The organism is Flagellimonas nanhaiensis (assembly GCF_003382275.1).
Taxonomy (GTDB): Bacteria; Bacteroidota; Bacteroidia; order Flavobacteriales; family Flavobacteriaceae; genus Flagellimonas; species Flagellimonas nanhaiensis.
Genome location: NZ_QTJX01000001.1, coordinates 44,537 through 64,681, shown reverse-complemented (window position 1 = coordinate 64,681; position 20,145 = coordinate 44,537). Strand labels below are relative to the sequence as shown.

Genomic DNA, 20,145 nt, shown 5'->3' with positions numbered 1-20,145 from the left:
ATCTGAAAATTGTTAATCTTTGATTAAAGTCCAGGTTCATGAACTTTTCGTGATAATTTTTATCGTCGTTTGTAACAGCTATAGATCATAAACTAAAATCAATTACTTTTGATATTCTTAAACAGATATGGCATTACACGAGCTTCATCCTCAAAATTGGGTAGACCAGTACGCAGATTACCTTTTTAACTATGCAGTGGCACGCGTTAGTGACGCTGAGATTGCCAAAGATTTAGTACAGGAAACCTTCTACGCAGGTCTCAATTCCGCTAAAAATTACAAGGGCGATGCCGCCGAGCGAACCTGGCTCATTGCAATTTTAAAGCGAAAGGTGATTGATCACTACAGAAAAATCAATTCCAAAAAAGGCAAGGCCGAAGTTCGTGTCAGTTATGGTTCGGATTCAGATTCTGAAGGAGATTGGCTGGAAGAACAAGTAGCCGACCCTTTTAGTCAAGATGGCGATAACGCACTTGAAAACGAGGAATTGGGAATGGCCATTCAGGAATGTATCTCCAAATTGCCCAGAAAACAATCGTTGGTATTCAAAATGAAAACCATTCAGGGCATGAGTACCGAGGACATTTGTAATGATTTGGGAATAAATCCGTCCAACCTTTGGGTGATGATTCACCGGGCAAGAACGGCACTCATGGGTTGTTTAAATGAAAATTGGTTTTAGTTATGAAGATTTCATGTGAGGAGGCATCAAATATTTGCAATAGATCACAATACAAGGAAGCGAGCTTTTGGGAGATCCTAAAATTGCGCATGCACATCTTGTATTGCAAAACTTGTGCTAAGTTCACCAAACGCAACCAAGCGTTGACCTCGCTTTGTGATCGGGCAGAATTGAACGTGTTGTCAGAAAGCGAAAAGGACGCTATGAAAAAAGATTTGGAGAAAAGAATCTAGAAGTTACTTGCCATCCGTAGGACTGCCAACCAAATTATCGGAATACCCTCAACCCAAAAAGAAACAAAATACCCACCACGTTTTTTTTGATTGACCAAGAGGACAGAAATCAAAAGAATACCCAAAACCAATCTCGTCCAAATTTCCATAGTGGTAATTTCATCTTTTAAAAAAGTTAGGGTAAAGAATAGCATCGTCAAACCCAAGCCCAGACCTATGGTCTTTTTAACTCCCAATACCTGAGGCAAGGTCCGTAAGTTTTGATCGTCCCATTTCAAATCCCTTATTTCAAAAGGTAACAAGAGTACCAAAACCAAAATAAAACGCTGCGCCATCAGCACCCCAATATCCCAACCAATGGAATAATCAACATCCAAAACTGGAAGCAATACCGTAAACCCCGTCCACACTAAAGCCACAATATAAACTTTGAAACCAGCAAGGTTTCTTAAATTTTTAGCATCAGGTAGTAATGGCACTGCATACAGGGTGGATAACAATCCCAATACTACTACCGCAATCCAAATTGAAGTGTTCAACTGAACAAAAAAATACATGGCAAGCCCAAATGAAAGAAAGCTGAATACCTGAATCCCTTTATGGTACGAATTGGATACAATAATGTATTTGTATGCCTCTACCCCATACTTGATAAAATTGTAGCATACCACAGTACTGAAAAAAACAAAACCCATCAACGAAAGATTCCAGGAAATGTTTAAGAAATAAAAAGTACAGCCCATAAGAGAAATTACTGCCAAAGCAACATGAATGCTGGCATCCAAATAAAAATCAAAAATGAATTTCAACGTCCTCATTGAACAAAATTCTATTGCCTACTACAAAGGTTAATTTTTGGTTAACAACTTTGGTCCAGAGCTTTTCAAAATTGCCTATTTTCGTCGAATTAATCCCTAATTTTGTGCACTTTATTGGATTGAACATGAATACAGAAATGTTTGCCGCCAGACATATAGGCATTACGGAAAAAGATCTTCCCAAAATGTTGGAGACTATTGGGACAGACACCATGGACCAGTTGATTCACGAGACCATTCCCGATGATATTAGACTTAAGAAACCCTTAAACCTTCCCGAAGGGATAAGTGAACATGAGTTTTTAAGTCATGTCCATGAACTATCCAAGAAAAATAAAGTATTCAAAACTTATATTGGGTTGGGTTATCACGAGTCTTTGACCCCTTCAGTAATCAAGCGTAACATACTTGAAAATCCCGGATGGTATACTGCCTATACGCCCTATCAAGCTGAAATAGCGCAGGGAAGATTGGAGGCACTATTAAATTTCCAAACCATGGTCAGTGACCTAACCGGAATGGAAATTGCCAATGCCTCCCTGTTGGATGAGAGTACTGCAGCTGCCGAAGCCATGACCATGCTTTTTGATATAAGATCAAGACAGCAGAAAAAGGAAGGTGCCGTTAAGTTTTTTGTTTCCGAAGAAATACTTCCCCAGACTTTAAGCTTATTACAGACCCGATCTGAACCATTGGGCATTGAACTTGTTGTAGGCAACCATGAAACATTCGATTTTTCAGAAGGATTTTATGGTGCAATGCTGCAATATCCGGGAAAATACGGTCAAGTTCATGACTATGCCAATTTTGTAAAAACAGCCAAAACCCATGAAATCAAGGTGGCGGTTGCTGCCGATATATTGAGTCTTGCACTACTTACTTCTCCTGGTGAATGGGGAGTGGATGTGGTGGTCGGTACTACCCAACGCTTTGGAATACCTTTAGGGTATGGTGGGCCTCACGCTGCTTTTTTTGCCACCAAAAATGACTACAAGAGAAACATTCCCGGAAGAATTATAGGGCTCACCAAGGACACCGACGGTAATCCAGCTTTGCGGATGGCGCTTCAAACTCGGGAACAACATATTAAAAGAGATAAGGCCACTTCTAACATCTGTACAGCTCAGGTATTGTTGGCAGTGATGGCTGGCATGTATGCCGTTTACCATGGCCCTGAAGGACTAAAATACATTGCCAATAAGGTTCATACCCATACCAGAATGCTGACCAAAGGTTTGGAAGGACTCGGTCTGGAACAATTGAACAGTTCGTACTTTGATACAATTCTGGTCCGTGTGAAAAATGTGGAAAAACTTAAGGAAATTGCAGTACAAAACAGCATCAATCTCAACTATGTTGATGCTGACACTGTATCGATATCCTTGAATGAAGCGGTTTCTGAAAGTGATGTCAAAGTTTTGATGTATTGCTTCATGAAATCACTTGACATCAAAAATGATATCTCCTTTGCTGCTGAAATTGATGAAGTGATTTCGGGTCCATCTCAACGCAAAACTCCGTTTTTGGAGCATGAGGTATTCAATTCCTATCACTCCGAAACAGAGTTGATGAGGTATATCAAAAAATTGGAACGCAAAGACTTGGCCCTGAACCATTCCATGATTTCTTTGGGAAGCTGCACCATGAAATTGAATGCCGCTTCGGAAATGTTGCCCTTAAGCTGGTCCAATTGGGGAAACATTCACCCTTTTGTACCTCTAGACCAAGTTGAAGGTTATCAGGACATGCTAAAATCGCTGGAGTCGCAATTAAATGAGATTACTGGGTTTGCAGCCACCTCCCTTCAACCAAATTCGGGAGCTCAAGGAGAATATGCCGGTTTAATGACCATCAGAGCCTATCATGAATCCCGTGGAGAAGGACATCGGAACATTTGTATCATTCCCGCTTCTGCTCACGGTACCAATCCTGCTTCTGCAGTTATGGCAGGCATGAAGGTGGTCGTTACCAAAACCGATGATAACGGAAATATTGATGTTGACGACCTTAAGGAGAAAGTAGAGTTGCATTCCAGCAATTTAGCCGCATTAATGGTCACATATCCTTCAACTCATGGGGTTTTTGAATCATCCATTATCCACATCACCCAATTGATACACGAACATGGAGGACAGGTCTATATGGATGGTGCCAATATGAATGCTCAGGTAGGCCTAACCAATCCGGCAACCATTGGAGCTGATGTATGCCACCTCAACTTGCATAAAACTTTCGCCATACCTCATGGCGGTGGCGGACCAGGAGTAGGCCCTATTTGTGTTGCAGAACAATTAAAGCCTTTTCTACCCACAAATCCAGTTATTGAAACTGGGGGCGAAAAAGCAATTACAGCAATTTCCGCAGCTCCTTGGGGAAGTTCTTTGGTGTGCCTCATATCCTACGGATATATTAAAATGTTGGGAGCCGAAGGACTCACCAACTCGACCAAAGTGGCCATTCTCAATGCAAACTATATCAAGGACCGACTCAAAGGAAGTTTTGATGTACTTTACACCGGGGAACGAGGAAGAGCTGCCCATGAAATGATCGTTGACTGCAGACCTTTTAAAACCAATGGTATTGAAGTGGTAGACATTGCAAAAAGATTGATGGACTATGGTTTTCATGCCCCTACCGTTTCCTTCCCAGTTGCGGGAACTTTGATGATTGAGCCCACAGAAAGTGAAAGCTTAGCTGAATTGGACAGGTTCTGTGATGCAATGATTGCTATCCGAGCAGAAATTGATGAGACCAGTTCAGAAGACTCCAACAACGTATTGAAAAATGCACCGCATACCCTGGAAATGGTCACGAATGATTCATGGAATTTCCCATATTCAAGACAAAAAGCCGCGTTTCCATTGTCCTATGTCGCCGAAAACAAATTTTGGCCCACAGTAAGAAGAACAGATGAAGCGTTTGGGGATCGTAATTTAATATGTACCTGCACCCCAATCGAAGCTTACATGGAAGCATAGTAAAACCAGCATGATTATTGGCCTGAACCCCCTATTTTATCTTGAAACTAGGGGGATTTTGTTTTCTTACCCCTTAGAAAATCACCTTGGACATCATATAGATTGTTATGCGTGCATAACAACAAAGACTTTAGATCATATCTTTCATATATTAAAACCTCCACATGAAAATCGGTATTACAGGCACTGGAAGTTATATTCCCGCCATCGTCACAAAAAATGAAGATTTTTTACAGCATGAATTTTTGGCCACTGATGGTGCTTCCATCGGAAACAACAATGCCGTTATCATTGAAAAGTTCAAATCCATCACGGGTATAGCAGAAAGACGCTATGCAGAATCAGAACTCAAAACCTCTGATCTTGGCTACTTGGCCGCTCAGAGGGCTATAGAGGATGCAGGAATAAACAAAGAGGAACTGGATTATATCATCTTCGCCCATAATTTTGGTGATTTAACACCAGGGAAGATTCAAAGTGATACCTTACCAAGCCTTGCAACACGAGTAAAGCACCTCCTTCAAATTAAAAACCCAAAGTGTGTAGCCTACGATGTTATTTTTGGTTGCCCAGGTTGGATTGAAGGGGTAATTCAGGCCTGTGCTTTCATAAAAAGTGGGATGGCAAAAAAATGTCTGGTAATTGGGGGAGAAACACTTTCCAGAATTGTAGACCCACATGATCGAGACAGTATGATCTATTCTGATGGCGCTGGCGCTTCAATAATTGAAGCCAATGCCAGTTCTGGCGAAATCTTGAGTCATGCTTCTGTTACCTATGCCAATGAGGAGGCCTACTACCTGTTTTTTGACAAAACCTATAACAATGAAGGCTGCCCGGACACCCGGTACATCAAAATGCATGGTAGAAAAATTTATGAATTCGCCTGTACACATGTGCCTCAGGCCATGGCAGACTGTCTGGATGAAAGTGGAGTAAGTATTGATGAAGTAAAAAAAATATTCATCCATCAGGCCAATGAAAAAATGGATGAGGCCATCCTTAAAAGGTTCTACAGACTTTATAAAAAGGATGTTCCCGAAGACATTATGCCCATGAGCATACACAAGCTGGGGAATAGCTCGGTGGCGACCATACCCACCCTATATGATTTGGTCCTTCAGGGAGAACTTCCGCAACATCAAGTTAAAAAGGGAGATGTTGTTATCTTTGCAAGCGTTGGTGCAGGAATGAACATCAACGCCATTGTATATAGATGCTAGATGTACGAAAACAACTTTCCGAATAAACGCTACAAACACACTTTGGCGTTTTTACAAAAACATATCTCTACTTCCGAATCCATTTTGGATCTAGGAGTTGAAAATCCATTTTCCGATATCATGAAGTCTAAGGGCTATGAGGTTAATAATACCTCAGGGGAAGATTTGGACGTGGATTTTACCACTGTAACTCAATCTGACGCCCAAGTTGTGACCGCATTCGAAATTTTCGAACACCTTGTAGCTCCCTTTAATGTACTTAAAGAAATCAAGGCTCAAAAGTTAGTGGCCAGTATTCCCCTTCGACTTTGGTTTGCCTCTGCTTATAAAAGTAAGAATGACCCTTGGGACAGACACTACCATGAATTTGAGGATTGGCAATTTGACTGGCTTCTGGAAAAAGCTGGATGGACCATCAAAGACTCAGCTAAATGGAGCAATCCCACAAAAAAAATAGGAATTAGACCTCTATTTCGATATTTTACGCCAAGATATTATATTGTGTATGCAGAGCGATAGTCCATGCAGATCACTATTATAATTCCCGCACACAATGAAGCTACTTTTTTAAAGAAGTGTCTCGACTCATTTGTTGCGCAGACCCACACTCCAGACGAAGTCATCATTGTAGATGACAATTCTAGCGATGATACCTTTGCCATTGCCAACGAATACACCAAAAAATTTGAATGGATCAAAACCGTTCAGCGAAAATCAACAGATGAACACATTCCGGGTAAAAAGGTAGTGGATACCTTCAACTTCGGGTTGACCTATGCTTCTTCTTTTGATCTCATAGGAAAATTTGATGCGGACATCATTCTTCCCTCCAACTATTTTGAAACCGTATTGAAGCAATTTCAAGCCAATTGGAAACTGGGTATGTGCTCCGGACTTCTCTATATTAAAAAGGGGGATAAACGGGTCTATGAAAGCATTGCGGACAAATCCCATATTCGTGGTCCCATCAAGTTGTACCACAAGGCTTGCTTTAACAAAATTGGCGGATTGCGACCTGGTGTCGGTTGGGATACCGTAGATGTGCTTCTGGCGCAGTATCACGATTTTGAGACAACGACCATTCCAGAACTCCATGTAAAGCATTTACGTCCAACAGGGCATGGCTATAGCTCCAAAAATTTTCAAGCTAAAGGAGCAGCGCTTTACAAAATGCGTTACGGAATTACTCTTACCAAAATAGCTGCCTTAAAAATGTCCTGGCAAGCCAAAAATCCATTTTTGTACTTCTCCATGCTTGTAGGCTATCTGAAAGCTATGGCAGCCAGCACCCCGCGTTTTGTCTCCAAAGAAGAAGGTGTTTTTATAAGAAAACTTAGATGGAAAGGAATAAAAGCCAAATTAGTCTAACACTTCTCCAATAGGTCTTCCTGTAGCTCCGTTGGGAAATGCTGTCCCCAACAAGGTTGCTATGGTAGGGGCAATATCTGGGATTTCGGTTCTATTGGCGGTGCTTCCGTGTTTAACGCCCTTTCCAAAAAACAACAAGGGTACATGGGTGTCATAAATCATTGGGGAACCGTGGGTAGACCCGGTTAATTTATATGAAATGAATCCGGGCTTAGGTACCATCAAAATATCTCCAGAACGTTTTTGATTGTAACCATTCTGTAAGATATAGGGAATTCCTTCGCGATATTCGTTCTGCCACATCTGATGTCCAGTGAACACCCTATCCAGTTGATTGTAACTTAGCAGTTCCATGGCCATTTCCTCTTGTGCATCATCCAAATCAATATCCAAATTGGCCAAAATCTTATGATTTAAGAAAATCTGGCCGTTAGAAATGCTCTTTACCACATCCGTGGTTCCGTATTTGTACTTCAAAAACTCCGTGAATTTTTCCTGCATGTTGTCCATATCCAAGTATCCAGCAGGTATTTTTTCATCCTTTAAATAGCTCGGCACATGAATAGCTCCATGATCAGCAGTGAGAAAAACGGTATACTGTCCTTTACCTACTTTTTCATCCAAAGTATTAAAGATTCGAGCCAAATCCTGGTCCAATCGCATATAGGTGTCCTGAATTTCCTTTGAATTGACACCATAAAAGTGTCCCACATAATCCGTACTGGAAAAACTTATGGCTAGAAAGTCAGTTATAGCATCCATCCCTAAATTCTCGGCTTCCAAGGCTGCTAGGGCAAAATCAGCAGTAATGCTGTTTCCATACGCAGTTTTTCTTAAGAGATCAAACTGCATGTTAGCTTCCCATAGTCCAGGTAAGTCATGCGGAAATGTTGTATTGTTTTCACCCTCCAGCTTGCCTTCATAATTATTATTGTCCTGGCCACTTTCTAGATAGATGTTTATAGGCTTCAATGTGGTCCAAGGTTTTTTATAGACCTCAACTGCATCGGAAGCGTTAAAATCGTTTACCCATTGCGGCAATGTATCCATATAGTATGAACTGGTAATCCAGTTGCCGTTTTCGCCACCTTCAAACCAATATGCGGCATTGGCCATGTGTCCTCCAGGCAATACCGCCCCCCTGTCCTTTAAAGCAACTGCAATTACTTTTCCTCTTTTTTGGGTATGCAATCTTAGCTGATCGGTTATTGTTGTGGAGAGCATTCTATGAGGGGACATTTTTCCAGCATCTGAAGAGCTCCCAACCGAAGAATATCTGTCATCCGCAGCACAATAAACCTCTTCATCCTGAAATTTGTCATACCAATCATTGCCAATAATTCCGTGGGTGGCCGGCGTAGTTCCCGTATACACCGAAGCGTGTCCGGGCCCAGTACTGGTTGGCGCATAATTGAAATGATGGTTCTTACAATTGAATCCTTCTCCAACCATACGCTTAAAACCTCCTTCTCCATATTGCCCCCAAAAACGGGTCAGGTAATCATAACGCATCTGATCAACCACAATTCCCACAACCAATTTGGGTGTCTCTACAATTTCAACAGGTTTTACTTCTTCGGTATTTTTCTTTTTTCGTTGGGCGTTGGCAACGTTCAAAATACAAATTGACATCAGCACAAATAAAAGTCTTGTATACTTCATGGATGGAGTTTATCTAGTGATGCAAAACTATTCATTTCTCCCTTTTATAAATTTAAATGAAGGTTAAATGCTCCACAATATTCTTATTTTTATCACCGCAAGTCTATTTTTAGCACATGAAATACCTTGAAGCGATTGGAAAGTACTTCATCATGGTATGGGAAGTATTTAAAAAACCAACCAAGTGGCCAATCATGAGATCCCTGATTCTTAAGGAAATCGATGAGTTGATTTTCGGTTCCATGGGTATCATCATATTTATTTCCTTTTTTATAGGAGGGGTGGTCACTATCCAAACTGCTTTAAACCTCAATAGCCCCTTTTTACCTAAAAGTTTGATTGGTTTTGCAACCAGGCAATCGGTAATCCTAGAATTTGCCCCAACCTTTACCTCCATCATTATGGCAGGAAAAGTGGGGTCCTATATCACCTCGAGTATTGGAACCATGCGCGTTACAGAGCAGATTGACGCCTTGGAAGTAATGGGTGTCAACTCGCTGAACTATCTGGTATTTCCAAAGATTATTGCGATGCTCATGTATCCGTTTGCCGTGGCCGTGGCCATGTTTGTTGGTGTTTTTGGAGGTTGGATTGCTGCTGTTTTTGGTGGATATGCTCCCAGCGGAGAATTTATCAAAGGTTTACAGATGGATTTTGACAGCTTCCATGTTACCTATGCATTCATAAAAACCTTTGTTTTTGCGTTTGTCATTGCCACCCTGCCCTCCTATCATGGCTTTTATATGCGCGGTGGCGCCTTGGAAGTAGGTAAGGCCAGCACCACTTCCTTTGTGTGGACCAGTGTGGTCATCATTATTCTGAACTATATCCTAACACAATTACTACTAGGCTGATGATCATTGTTGAAAATCTACATAAATCGTTTGGCGATTCGCATATACTAAAGGGGATAAGCACCACCTTTGAGCAAGGAAAGACCAATCTGGTAATTGGACAAAGTGGTTCTGGAAAAACGGTGTTCTTGAAGTGTCTTTTAGGTCTTTTTGAACCCGAAGAGGGCCAAATCTGTTACAATGGGCAATACTATTCTGAACTTTCCATTAGTGAACGTCGCGATTTAAGACAGGAAATGGGAATGGTCTTTCAGGGAAGTGCGCTCTTTGATTCCATGACCGTTGAAGGAAACGTAATGTTTCCCTTGGACATGTTCACCAAACAATCTAGGTCCGAAATGCAAGATCGTGTGGATTTTGTCCTGAAACGCGTCAATCTTATTGATGCCCATAAAAAGTATCCTTCAGAGATTTCCGGAGGAATGAAAAAACGTGTGGCCATTGCCCGTGCCATTGTAATGAATCCTAAATACTTGTTTTGTGATGAACCTAATTCTGGTCTGGACCCCAAAACAGCTATCTTGATTGACAATCTTATCCAGGAAATCACGCAAGAATACAACATCACCACGGTCATCAATACCCACGACATGAATTCGGTGATGGAAATAGGGGAAAAGATTATTTTTCTTAAAAATGGTTATAAAGAGTGGGAAGGCACCAACAAGGAAATCTTTAAAACGGACAACAAGGCAGTAACCGATTTTGTATACTCCTCTGAACTGTTTAAAAAAGTACGACAGATGTACCTAGAAGAACGGAATTGAACTACTCCACCTCTTTAATGACCAAAGTAGAATCTTGAAGCCTTAGTTTCAGCCAGGCCAACATTTTTTGGGCGTCCGTGTTCTTTTGGCTCTGTCGGATTCCATCTTTCCATTTCACTTCAAAAACAGGAACAGTATCCAATTTGCTAAAGTCCGTTCTCATTTGATAAGAGAACCCCAAACCAGCTATATTCTCATAATTGGCCTTGGCTTCAGCACTGATATCCGTAAAAGGGATTTGTTTACCAGCATTTTTGGTCAGGCTGGCCACTTCTTCTTCCAACAGTCTGATTTGCTCATCCTTGTTCAGTAATTCTGCTTTGTTCTTCTCATAAAGTTCACTTACATAATTGAACTTTTCTTCGGAATCGTCCTTACCCCCCTGGATAATGTGCAATTCAGCTTCTTTAAGTCTGGAGAATTCATTTTTTTGAGTTCGCCAGGTATTCACCACATTTTCCGGAATAATCTCGTCTCCCATGCAGACGAGCTCAATCAATGGAGTCTTTCCATCATTGTACTCCAATTTGGTTAGATTATCCACATATCTTCCAGCCCCCTGAAACTGGTATACCTCGACGGTCTCTTTTAGAAATTCCTGTGCCTGTTTTTTAAATAAGGATTCTTGAAAAACCTTATAGAAGGTAAATCCGGCAGGTACCATTACTAAAATTCCGGTAATGGAAGCAACTCTGGCTATAAACCTCCTTTTTTGGGAGTTGGCATAACGTACCATCGGAAATCGTAAAAACTTGATGACCAAAAACGTGGCTAAACCTATAAAGATGGTATTGATAATGAACAAGTACATGGCTCCGGCTGCATACCATGGTTTGCCAATGGCCAATCCAAAACCTACCGTACAAAGCGGTGGCATAAGAGCTGTGGCAATAGCAACACCAAAAATCACACTGGCTATAGTCCCTTTTTTTGCACGTGCAATGACCAGGGCAAGACCCCCGAAAAAGGCAATCAGTACATCTCGAATGTCCGGTTTTGTACGGGCCAAAAGTTCAGATGATTCATCACGAAGTGGAAAGAGGTAAAAGAACAAAAAGGCGGTAACCACACTCAAGACCACCATTACGGTAAAATTCTTTATTGAGCGCCTCAGCGTATCAATGTCGTTGATGGCCAATGACATGCCCATACCCAAAATAGGGCCCATAAGCGGGGAAATTAACATGGCACCGATAACAACAGCGGTAGAATTAGCGTTGAGTCCAACAGAGGCTATGAAGATGGAACAGATTAGAATCCAGGAAGTATGTCCCTTAAAAGGGATATCATCAATGATAGATTCCTTGGTTGCAGCGGCATCCGTGTTGGTCCTTATTTCCAAAAGTTCCGAGAGAAACTTTCGTATACTGCCCAAAAGTCCTTTGAAGTCCTTTTTTACTTCATCTCCACTATCCTGCGGAGTAGGGGGCTCATTATCTGCAAATAAATGTTCACTCATATGCTATGCATACTGATCTCCAAATTTGTCTTTTACCTGGTTCAGTACTTTTTTAATATCCTGTTGTTTGGATTTGGGGTAAATCAATAAAACTTCCTCCTTGTCCACTATAATATAGTCTTCCAGGCCATCCACTACCACAATCTTACCTTTCGGCGAACGTACCATATTACCTTTTGCATCTTCCATGAGCGTCTGGGCATTGACAACGGCATTTCCTGACTCATCTTTATCCAGTTTATCATATAATGCCCCCCATGTTCCCAGGTCGTTCCAATCAAAAGTGGCCGGTAAGGTGAAGATGGACTTGGATTGTTCCAAGATAGCATAATCTATGGATATGTTTTCGGCCTTGGCATAGTTTTCTTGTATAAAAGCCTGTTCATCAGCAGTATTATAACAAGAAATACCTTCCCCAAAAAGTTGGTATTGTTTGGGTTGATAATTTTTAAACGCGGTTACTATGGTATTCACACTCCACATAAAAATACCGGCATTCCAAAGAAAATTGCCCTGGGCCAAAAATTCCTTTGCGGTTTCGTAATCGGGTTTTTCTCGGAATTGTGACACCTTTTTCAACTTTTCGTCACTTCCCTTTTCAAATTCAATATAACCGAAACCTGTATTGGGAAAAGTAGGTTGGATTCCCAAGGTGCACAACACTTCCTCTTTTTCACATTTATCAAAACACGCCTTGACATCATTCTCAAAGGCTTGTTCATCTTCAATCCAATGATCACTGGGTGCTACGATCATTACCGCATTGGGATTCATTTTTTGGATTTTCAACGCGGCATACAAAATACAAGGCGCGGTATTCCGCATGGCTGGCTCCAACACCACCTGCTCCTGTTTTACCTTAGGTAATTGTTCCAAAACCAAATCATTGTACCGCTCGTTGGTGAGTATCAAGATATTTTCGGTGGGGATAAAACGATTCAACCTATCAAAGGTTTTTTGAATCAACGTCTTCCCAGTACCCAGCATATCGTGAAACTGCTTGGGATTAGCTGTGGTACTAACTGGCCAAAAACGGGAACCAACTCCCCCGGCCATCAAAACTGCGTAATAATTTTTGTTCATTTTATCTTGATTCTTATTTAGAAGGGTGGTTCAAAGGACGTATCATTAATCAACTCCACCTCGGCATTGGGTTGAAACAAATATAATCTGCCCGAGGACAATTCCACACATTCGTATCGTTTTACTTTTTTCTTTCCCTTTTTGAACAATCGCCCGTTGTACAACCTAAACACGCTTCCCATGGGCAATTCATACACATAACTTTTATCACTTTCCTGCGAATCAAAGCTTTTTAGGGCTATGGACAATCGAGCATCCGTACTGCTACTTGCCTTAGGGTTTTTAAAATGATGCGCTATAATGGGCAATAGTTTAGAAGGAAACACTTCGGGTCTAATAAAGGGAACCATCAGATGTTGAAAGGTACGTTTCCATTCGAGCCCATGAGGTTTAATTCGTCGTCCGTAGGTTTCAAAAGCAACCAAATGGGCAATTTCATGAATCAGCGTGATTAAAAACCGATATTTATTGAGAGATGCATTAACGGTAATTTGATGTAGACCATTGGGCATCCTTCTATAATCCCCGTGGCGGGTAACCCGATGGTTGACAACTTTTAAATGCACTCCATGCTTCTTGATCAATTCAAAACAAGGTTCAATGGCGCGTTCAGGTAAATATTTTTGTAAAGTGGTGTTCACTGCCACAAATTTACAAGTTTGCCGCTAGCGCGACTTCGAAAAGTTAGTTTTCCGAAAAAGGGTATGAAAAATTTCGTCCCCAGCTGACATAAGGCTGTCATAACCCCTTCCTATTTTTGCATCAGTAAAACAAAATAATATGGCAGAACTCTTAAAAACTATATACAGTGATTCATTCTTCGAGCGGTTCCTTAAATCGTTCGAAGAAGTTCTACCGCAGTTTGATTCAGCAGGTTTTATGAAGAGTGTGCATGATGCTGAATGGGAAAGCAGGGAACTAAAACAACGAATGCGCCATATTACCCTCTGCTTGGGAAACTATCTGGGTGATGATTATAAAAAGAACGTTGGCACCATACTGGATTTGGTCGAGATACTTAGACAAGATGATTACGGTATTGATACATTAGGTTTTATTTTTCTACCTGATTTTATAGAAGTTTATGGCCAGGACGAGTTCGAGATTTCCATGAATGCCATGGAAACTGTCACTCAATTTGTTTCTTGTGAATTTGCGATAAGACCTTTTACCCTTAAAAATCAAGAAGCTGCTTTTGCAATTTTATTGAAGTGGTCCAAACACCAAAATCTACATGTTAGAAGATTATCTTCCGAAGGTTGTCGACCTCGTTTGCCATGGGCAATGGGCCTTCCCAATTTAAAGAAAGACCCCAGTGCCATACTTCCCATATTGGAAAACTTAAAGAATGATGAGTCGGAATACGTACGACGTAGTGTGGCCAACAATGTCAATGATATTTCCAAGGACCATCCTGCCATTGCTATTGATTTGGTAAAAAAATGGCATGGAACCAACCCGAATATGGACTGGGTTGCCAAACATGCCAGCCGTACGCTATTGAAGCAAGGGAACAATGAGATAATGCAATTGTTCGGTTTTGGAGATATTGACCATATCAAATGCAAGGATTTTAAGGTTATAACTCCCAAAATTCGAATCGGAGAGAGTCTCGAGTTCAGTTTTAAACTTCAAAACACGAATACCGCATCTTCAAAAATTCGAGTGGAATATGGTATTTATTACCAAAAGGCCAATGGTACACTATCCAGAAAAGTGTTTAAAATCAGTGAAAAAGAATATCCCGGAAAGAGCATTTCAGAAATCATACGAAAGCAATCCTTTAAACCCATTACCACAAGGGTATATCATTTAGGGAAACATGAAGTTTCCATTATTTTGAATGGAAAGGAAGTGCAGCGAAAAAAGTTTGAACTGATTTAATTGAAATTGTACCCCAAAGCGCGTGCAGGAATGACATGGATCAAGGGGTACTATTGCTTACCTGCAATAGTTTACCATTGTACAACTTGTGTCCGGTCAAAGCAAAATCCTTGATGTATGATGCCATTTCCAAGGCCGTAACCGGGGCTTGATAGCCTGGAAAGGCTTCTTCGAGCATTTCTGTCTGCACTGCGCCCAAGGCCAACACATTAAAACTTGGTCCTGTTTCCTTGAATTCTTCGGCCCAAAGTTCCGTGAGGGTGATTACAGCTCCTTTACTTGAGCTATAAGCGGAAAGTCCGGGAAACTTTACGCTCCCTTGCACTCCTCCCATGGAACTAACGGTCACCACATGCCCTTCCCGCCCCATTTTCGGTAAAACGGTTTGGGTCAACTGCGCTACACCAAATACATTTACTTTGTAAACCGATTCAAATTCGGTCAAGGAGGTTTCTACAAAAGGCTTGTTGAGCAAACTTCCGGCATTATTGATCAACACATCCACCTTATCCCATTGTTCCAAAAAGTTGGACACTTTTGAAAAATCTTGTGAATTGGACAAATCAAAAGGAAAAGTATGTACTTGAGGTAAGTTTAAATCCGCTATAGGTTTTTCGTTTCGGGACAAAGCCAATACCTGATGGCCCTCCTTTGCAAAGAGTTTCACCAATTCAAAACCAATACCCCTACTAGTTCCAGTTATTACAATATTTGCCATGAATGGATTTCTTAATCAATTCATTTTTATCTCTTGTGTGGATGAATTTGCTATACCCTCAAGCACGGGCAACATTCGGTTCACCAAAGTGGCCATGTGGTCAAAGTCCATGAGTTCAACCTCATCCCCAACCTTATGATAGTGGTCAAAATTGGTGAAATCAAATGTGCAATACGTGTGGGAGGGTACTCCAAACTCCTTATGAAAAGGGTAGTTGTCTGATCTTTGGAACAGGCTGTACTCTTTAGCCGTGGGTAAAAACCCTACCAAGTTATCCCCAGCATATTTGTTGCTCACTTCAGCAAGATTAGACCTGTGATATCCTGTGATGTACACATAATAATCTTTTCCTTTCAATGGGACACCAGTCATTTCAAAGTTGAGCATGCTATATAAGTTCAGTTCCTCTTTCTTCATTCTTTGGGCCAGATGTTCGGAACCCAACAATCCTTTTTCCTCGGCACTGAAAAGTGCAAAAATCAAACTGCGTTTGTTGGTTTTTTTGGTCCCAAAGTATCGCGCCATTTCCATTACAGTCGTTGTCCCGGAAGCATTGTCATTTGCACCATTTGCTATGTAGTCCCCATGTTCCGGAGAGATGGTACCAATATGGTCATAGTGTGCACCAATAACAATATATTCCTTTTTGAGTTCAGGGTCATTCCCCTCAACAATACCGACAATATTATAGGATGGTTTTTTAAAATTGGTCAGTGTATCTCTGTACGATTCATAAAAGGGCTCCACTCCATAGGACTTGAAATAATTTTCAATATAGATAGCCGCCATTTCAATTCCTTCACTTCCTGAATCTCTTCCTTTAAGGTCATCTGAGGCCAAGTAATTCATGATATCCCCTACTCTACCCGAATCAGTAAAAGCAAAATTTGTATCCGCGGAAGTATTGTCGGGGTTAGCACCCACTGCACTTCCTTTTACCCCTTCTGGTCCTGAAACCGGAGCTGTTTTAGTTTCAACTATTTGTGCTGAACCGCAACTTAACAGCAGCACCAATCCAAAGAAGCTAAAAATTTTCTTCATCTTGTTCAATTTATGTTTTTAAAGATAAAAAAAGCATCCTTAAAAGGATGCTTCATTATAATCGGTTATTCTTTTTTCAAAATATAAAACTAGGCCAACATAGTTACCGGATTCTCCAGATAAGCCCTCAAGGTTTGAAGGAACTGTGCCCCGGTTGCACCATCTACCGTTCTATGGTCGCATGCCAAAGTTACTTTCATGGTACTTCCCACTACAATCTCTCCATTTTTGACCACTGGTTTTTCCACAATGGCTCCAACGGATAATATTGAAGAGTTTGGCTGGTTTATAATGGAAGTAAACTCCAATATGCCGAACATTCCCAGATTGGAAACTGTAAAAGTACTTCCTTCCATTTCATCGGGTTTGATCTTCTTGCTCCTGGACCTACCTGCCAAGTCTTTTACAGCCGCACCTAGTTGGGTTAAGCTAAGTTGGTCTGCGAATTTGATTACAGGAACCACAAGGCCTTCATCAACGGCAACGGCCACACCCATATGTATATGATGTTTGTATACCGTAGTATCACCATTCCATGAAGTATTTACCTGTGGATGTTTTTTAAGTGCCATCGCGCAGGCCTTCAATACCATATCATTGAAAGACACTTTAGTGTCCGGCAGATTGTTGATCTGCGCTCTTGATGCCTTGGCATTGTCCATATCCACTTCAATGGTCAAATAATAATGTGGGGCAGAGAATTTGGATTCACCCAATCTCTTGGCAATGACCTTACGCATGGTAGAGTTCTTAACTTCCTCCATGCTCTCCTCTCCAACAGGTAAACTTATTGGTGCCGCAGGGGCGGAAGCTGTAACGGCTTCTGAAGGTTTTTCAATAGATGGAGCTGGTGCTTGTGAGGGTTGATAGTTTTCAACATCTCGTTTCACAATCCTTCCATGGTCTCCAGAACCTTTTACATCAGCAAGGTTGATTCCTTTCTCACTAGCAATTTTCTTTGCCAATGGCGATGCAAAAACGCGTTGTCCATTTTGAGATACTACTGGTGCTTCAACCGCAGCTTCTTGTACTTGTTCCACATTTTTTGGAGCAGCATCCGTCTCCGGCGCGCTTTCAGTGGTTGCTCCATTTGATTGTGCATTGAGTACTGCATCAACATCAGTGCCCTCTGGGCCAATTATGGCCAGCAAAGAGTCTACAGGTGCTCCTTCACCTTCCTGGATTCCAATATGTAGCAGCGTACCCGAGTAGAACGATTCAAACTCCATGGTAGCCTTATCTGTCTCAATCTCTGCCAAGATATCACCTTCCTCAACAGCATCCCCTACTTTCTTTAACCAGCTGGCCACGGTACCTTCTTCCATGGTATCGCTCAAGCGTGGCATGGTAATTATTTCAACTCCCTCTGGGATGGAGGCCCCTGCAGGAGCGGCAGTTTTTTCAGGTTTACTTTCAGTTGCCGGAGCTGGAGCTTCCTCTGCCTGGGCAGGGGCGGAACCTCCTGCCAACAAGCCTGAAATATCTTCACCTTCTTCTCCAATAATTGCCAAAAGTGAGTCCACGGGAGCCCCATCTCCTTCAGCAATACCAATATGCAAAAGGGTACCTTCATGAAAGGATTCAAACTCCATGGTAGCTTTATCCGTCTCGATTTCAGCCAAAATATCGCCTTCCTCTACCTTATCCCCGACGTTTTTGAGCCATTTTGCCACGGTACCTTCCTCCATGGTGTCGCTCAAGCGGGGCATGTTGATCACTTCTGCCATTTACCTATAATTTATGTTGTAAAAATGGATAATCTTCTTGTTCGTAAACGGTATCGTACATTTGCTCCAAAGGTGGAAAATCCGACTCTTCAGCAAATTTTTCGCATTCCGATACCAATGCCTTTACTTTTTTATCTATTTCCTTTATGTCTTCTTCTGAGGCATAACCTTTCTCAAGAATCACATCTTTTACTTGGGTGATAGGGTCAATCTTTTTGTACTCTTCCACCTCATCCTTGGTACGATAGTGTTGTGCATCGGACATAGAGTGACCGCGATAGCGATAGGTCTTCATCTCTAAAAATGTTGGTCCGCCTCCAGTACGAGCTCTTTCTACAGCCTTGTCCACTTCCTTGGCAACAATGGCAGGGTCCATTCCATCTACCGGAGCACATGGCATTTCGTAACCCAAGCCCAGTTTCCAAATATCCGTTGTATAAGCAGTTCTTGCAACCGAAGTTCCCATAGCATACCCATTGTTCTCACAGATAAAAACTACGGGCAACTGCCAAAGCATTGCCAAGTTGAATGCCTCGTGCAAAGCACCTTGTCTAACTGCTCCATCTCCCATATAGCAAAGGGTGACTGCATCTCTTTTAAAGTATTTATCCGCAAAAGCCAGTCCTGCTCCCAAAGGAATCTGTCCTCCTACAATTCCATGTCCACCATAGAATCGGTACTCTTTAGAGAAAATGTGCATGGATCCTCCCATACCTTTGGAAGTCCCAGTAACCTTTCCATAAAGCTCTGCCATTACTTTTCTGGGGTCCACTCCCATTCCAATTGGCTGCACATGGTTTCTATAAGCAGTAATCATTCTATCCTTTGTAAGGTCCATTGCGTGCAATGATCCTGCCAGTACGGCTTCCTGCCCATTGTACAAATGCAAAAATCCACGTACTTTTTGTTGGATATAAACTGCGGCCAACTTGTCCTCAAACTTTCTCCAGAACAACATGTCCTCATACCATTTAAGGTAGACTTCTTTGGTGATTTTTCTCATCAACGGTAATATTATGTGAAAATGCCCTCTAATAGGGAAGAGCAAAAATACATATATATCTGTTTTGGGAAAAGAATTGGTCTAAGAATCACCCAAAAATGAGCTACTGAATGCCAAGGGCAAAATATCTGCCATGGAAGCACATTTATATATAGGCCCTACCTTCCCCCGAAATAGTATGGGAATAGGACTTTTTTGCTTTTGCTCGTATTCAATAATTGCTTGTCTACAATTGCCGCAAGGTGCAGCGGGAGTCTTTGTGACATCTTTTTTGGAAGAAGCACTTATAGCAATTGCCTTGATGGGAACCCCAGGGAATTTTGCCCCAGCGTAGAAGACTGCAACACGCTCCGCACAAAGCCCGGAGGGATAGGATGCATTCTCTTGATTGTTACCATGTACTATCTCCCCATTTTCTAAGAGTACGGCCGCACCAACCTGAAAATTTGAATACGGTGAATATGCATTATCTCTGGCGGTTTCTGCCTCACTTAACAATTTTTGATCGTTTTGTGATAGCTCTTCGGGAGTTTCAAAGATGGAAAGTTCAAAACTGATCTGTGTTTTCTTCATGATTCAACCTATCAGGTATGTGCTAAAATAAGAAAACCTGTCCAAGGACAGGTTTATTACGAATATTGATTT

The 20,145-nt window shown here is 41.5% G+C and carries 19 protein-coding genes; 9 read left to right on the top strand and 10 right to left on the bottom strand.

Going from position 1 to position 20,145, the window contains the following annotated elements; all coding sequences use genetic code 11:
- Positions 1-127 precede the first annotated feature (127 nt).
- Positions 128-682 carry a sigma-70 family RNA polymerase sigma factor gene (locus tag DX873_RS00280; RefSeq protein WP_116182541.1) on the top strand — a complete coding sequence of 185 codons (555 nt, stop codon included), beginning with the start codon at positions 128-130 and terminating at the stop codon, positions 680-682.
- A 2-nt stretch (positions 683-684) separates the two neighbouring features.
- Positions 685-915 carry a hypothetical protein gene (locus DX873_RS00275; RefSeq protein ID WP_116182540.1) on the top strand — a complete coding sequence of 77 codons (231 nt, stop codon included), beginning with the start codon at positions 685-687 and terminating at the stop codon, positions 913-915.
- Here the strand turns inward: DX873_RS00275 and DX873_RS00270 are convergent.
- Positions 912-1,733: a UbiA prenyltransferase family protein gene (locus DX873_RS00270; RefSeq protein ID WP_116182539.1), complete on the bottom strand. Its 822-nt coding sequence runs from the start codon at positions 1,731-1,733 to the stop codon at positions 912-914. The genes DX873_RS00275 and DX873_RS00270 overlap by 4 nt on opposite strands.
- Before the next feature lie 125 nt (positions 1,734-1,858).
- Here DX873_RS00270 and gcvP point away from each other — a divergent pair, with 125 nt between their 5' ends.
- The 4 genes from gcvP to DX873_RS00250 all read left to right on the top strand — a co-directional run bounded on the left by gcvP (position 1,859) and on the right by DX873_RS00250 (position 7,302).
- The gene (gene gcvP, locus DX873_RS00265; RefSeq protein ID WP_116182538.1) at positions 1,859-4,711 is read left to right on the top strand and encodes an aminomethyl-transferring glycine dehydrogenase; all 2,853 of its coding nucleotides are present in this window, start codon (positions 1,859-1,861) and stop codon (positions 4,709-4,711) included.
- A 164-nt stretch (positions 4,712-4,875) separates the two neighbouring features.
- Positions 4,876-5,934, top strand: a complete 1,059-nt coding sequence (locus tag DX873_RS00260; RefSeq protein WP_116182537.1) for a 3-oxoacyl-ACP synthase III family protein — start codon at positions 4,876-4,878, stop codon at positions 5,932-5,934.
- Positions 5,935-6,453, top strand: a complete 519-nt coding sequence (locus DX873_RS00255; protein ID WP_116182536.1) for a class I SAM-dependent methyltransferase — start codon at positions 5,935-5,937, stop codon at positions 6,451-6,453.
- Positions 6,454-6,456: 3 nt separating this feature from the next.
- Complete coding sequence (locus tag DX873_RS00250) at positions 6,457-7,302, top strand: glycosyltransferase family 2 protein (protein ID WP_116182535.1); 846 nt, start codon at positions 6,457-6,459, stop codon at positions 7,300-7,302.
- On the opposite strand, the gene pafA is transcribed toward DX873_RS00250, so the two are convergent.
- Positions 7,294-8,964, bottom strand: a complete 1,671-nt coding sequence (gene pafA, locus DX873_RS00245) for an alkaline phosphatase PafA (RefSeq protein WP_116182534.1) — start codon at positions 8,962-8,964, stop codon at positions 7,294-7,296. The two genes, DX873_RS00250 and pafA, sit on opposite strands and share 9 nt — an antisense overlap.
- Before the next feature lie 116 nt (positions 8,965-9,080).
- Between pafA and DX873_RS00240 the strand changes: the two genes are divergently transcribed.
- On the top strand, positions 9,081-9,818 hold the full coding sequence (locus DX873_RS00240) for an MlaE family ABC transporter permease (protein ID WP_116182533.1): 738 nt from the start codon (positions 9,081-9,083) through the stop codon (positions 9,816-9,818).
- Entirely contained in the window at positions 9,818-10,585 is a 768-nt protein-coding gene (locus DX873_RS00235) for an ABC transporter ATP-binding protein (RefSeq protein WP_116182532.1), read from the top strand. Before DX873_RS00240 ends, DX873_RS00235 begins: the two co-directional genes overlap by 1 nt.
- A gap of 1 nt (position 10,586) precedes the next feature.
- Here the strand turns inward: DX873_RS00235 and DX873_RS00230 are convergent, their stop codons facing one another.
- The 3 genes from DX873_RS00230 to DX873_RS00220 are packed head-to-tail and all read right to left on the bottom strand — an operon-like array spanning position 10,587 to position 13,768.
- Positions 10,587-12,044 carry a DUF389 domain-containing protein gene (locus DX873_RS00230; protein WP_116182531.1) on the bottom strand — a complete coding sequence of 486 codons (1,458 nt, stop codon included), beginning with the start codon at positions 12,042-12,044 and terminating at the stop codon, positions 10,587-10,589.
- Positions 12,045-12,047: 3 nt separating this feature from the next.
- Positions 12,048-13,127, bottom strand: coding sequence for a mannose-1-phosphate guanylyltransferase (locus DX873_RS00225; RefSeq protein ID WP_116182530.1), 1,080 nt, complete (start codon positions 13,125-13,127; stop codon positions 12,048-12,050).
- A gap of 17 nt (positions 13,128-13,144) precedes the next feature.
- Positions 13,145-13,768: a SprT-like domain-containing protein gene (locus tag DX873_RS00220; protein ID WP_116183758.1), complete on the bottom strand. Its 624-nt coding sequence runs from the start codon at positions 13,766-13,768 to the stop codon at positions 13,145-13,147.
- 139 nt (positions 13,769-13,907) lie between these two features.
- Here DX873_RS00220 and DX873_RS00215 point away from each other — a divergent pair, with 139 nt between their 5' ends.
- Entirely contained in the window at positions 13,908-15,011 is a 1,104-nt protein-coding gene (locus DX873_RS00215; RefSeq protein ID WP_116182529.1) for a DNA alkylation repair protein, read from the top strand.
- 40 nt (positions 15,012-15,051) lie between these two features.
- On the opposite strand, the gene DX873_RS00210 is transcribed toward DX873_RS00215, so the two are convergent.
- From DX873_RS00210 to cdd, 5 genes are all read right to left on the bottom strand, one after another.
- Complete coding sequence (locus DX873_RS00210; RefSeq protein ID WP_116182528.1) at positions 15,052-15,729, bottom strand: SDR family NAD(P)-dependent oxidoreductase; 678 nt, start codon at positions 15,727-15,729, stop codon at positions 15,052-15,054.
- Positions 15,730-15,744: 15 nt separating this feature from the next.
- Positions 15,745-16,770: a M28 family metallopeptidase gene (locus DX873_RS00205; RefSeq protein WP_116182527.1), complete on the bottom strand. Its 1,026-nt coding sequence runs from the start codon at positions 16,768-16,770 to the stop codon at positions 15,745-15,747.
- Positions 16,771-16,859: 89 nt separating this feature from the next.
- Positions 16,860-18,497, bottom strand: coding sequence for a pyruvate dehydrogenase complex dihydrolipoamide acetyltransferase (locus tag DX873_RS00200; RefSeq protein ID WP_116182526.1), 1,638 nt, complete (start codon positions 18,495-18,497; stop codon positions 16,860-16,862).
- A gap of 4 nt (positions 18,498-18,501) precedes the next feature.
- The gene (gene pdhA / locus DX873_RS00195; RefSeq protein ID WP_116182525.1) at positions 18,502-19,500 is read right to left on the bottom strand and encodes a pyruvate dehydrogenase (acetyl-transferring) E1 component subunit alpha; all 999 of its coding nucleotides are present in this window, start codon (positions 19,498-19,500) and stop codon (positions 18,502-18,504) included.
- Positions 19,501-19,581: 81 nt separating this feature from the next.
- Positions 19,582-20,073, bottom strand: a complete 492-nt coding sequence (gene cdd, locus DX873_RS00190; RefSeq protein ID WP_116182524.1) for a cytidine deaminase — start codon at positions 20,071-20,073, stop codon at positions 19,582-19,584.
- Positions 20,074-20,145 lie beyond the last annotated feature (72 nt).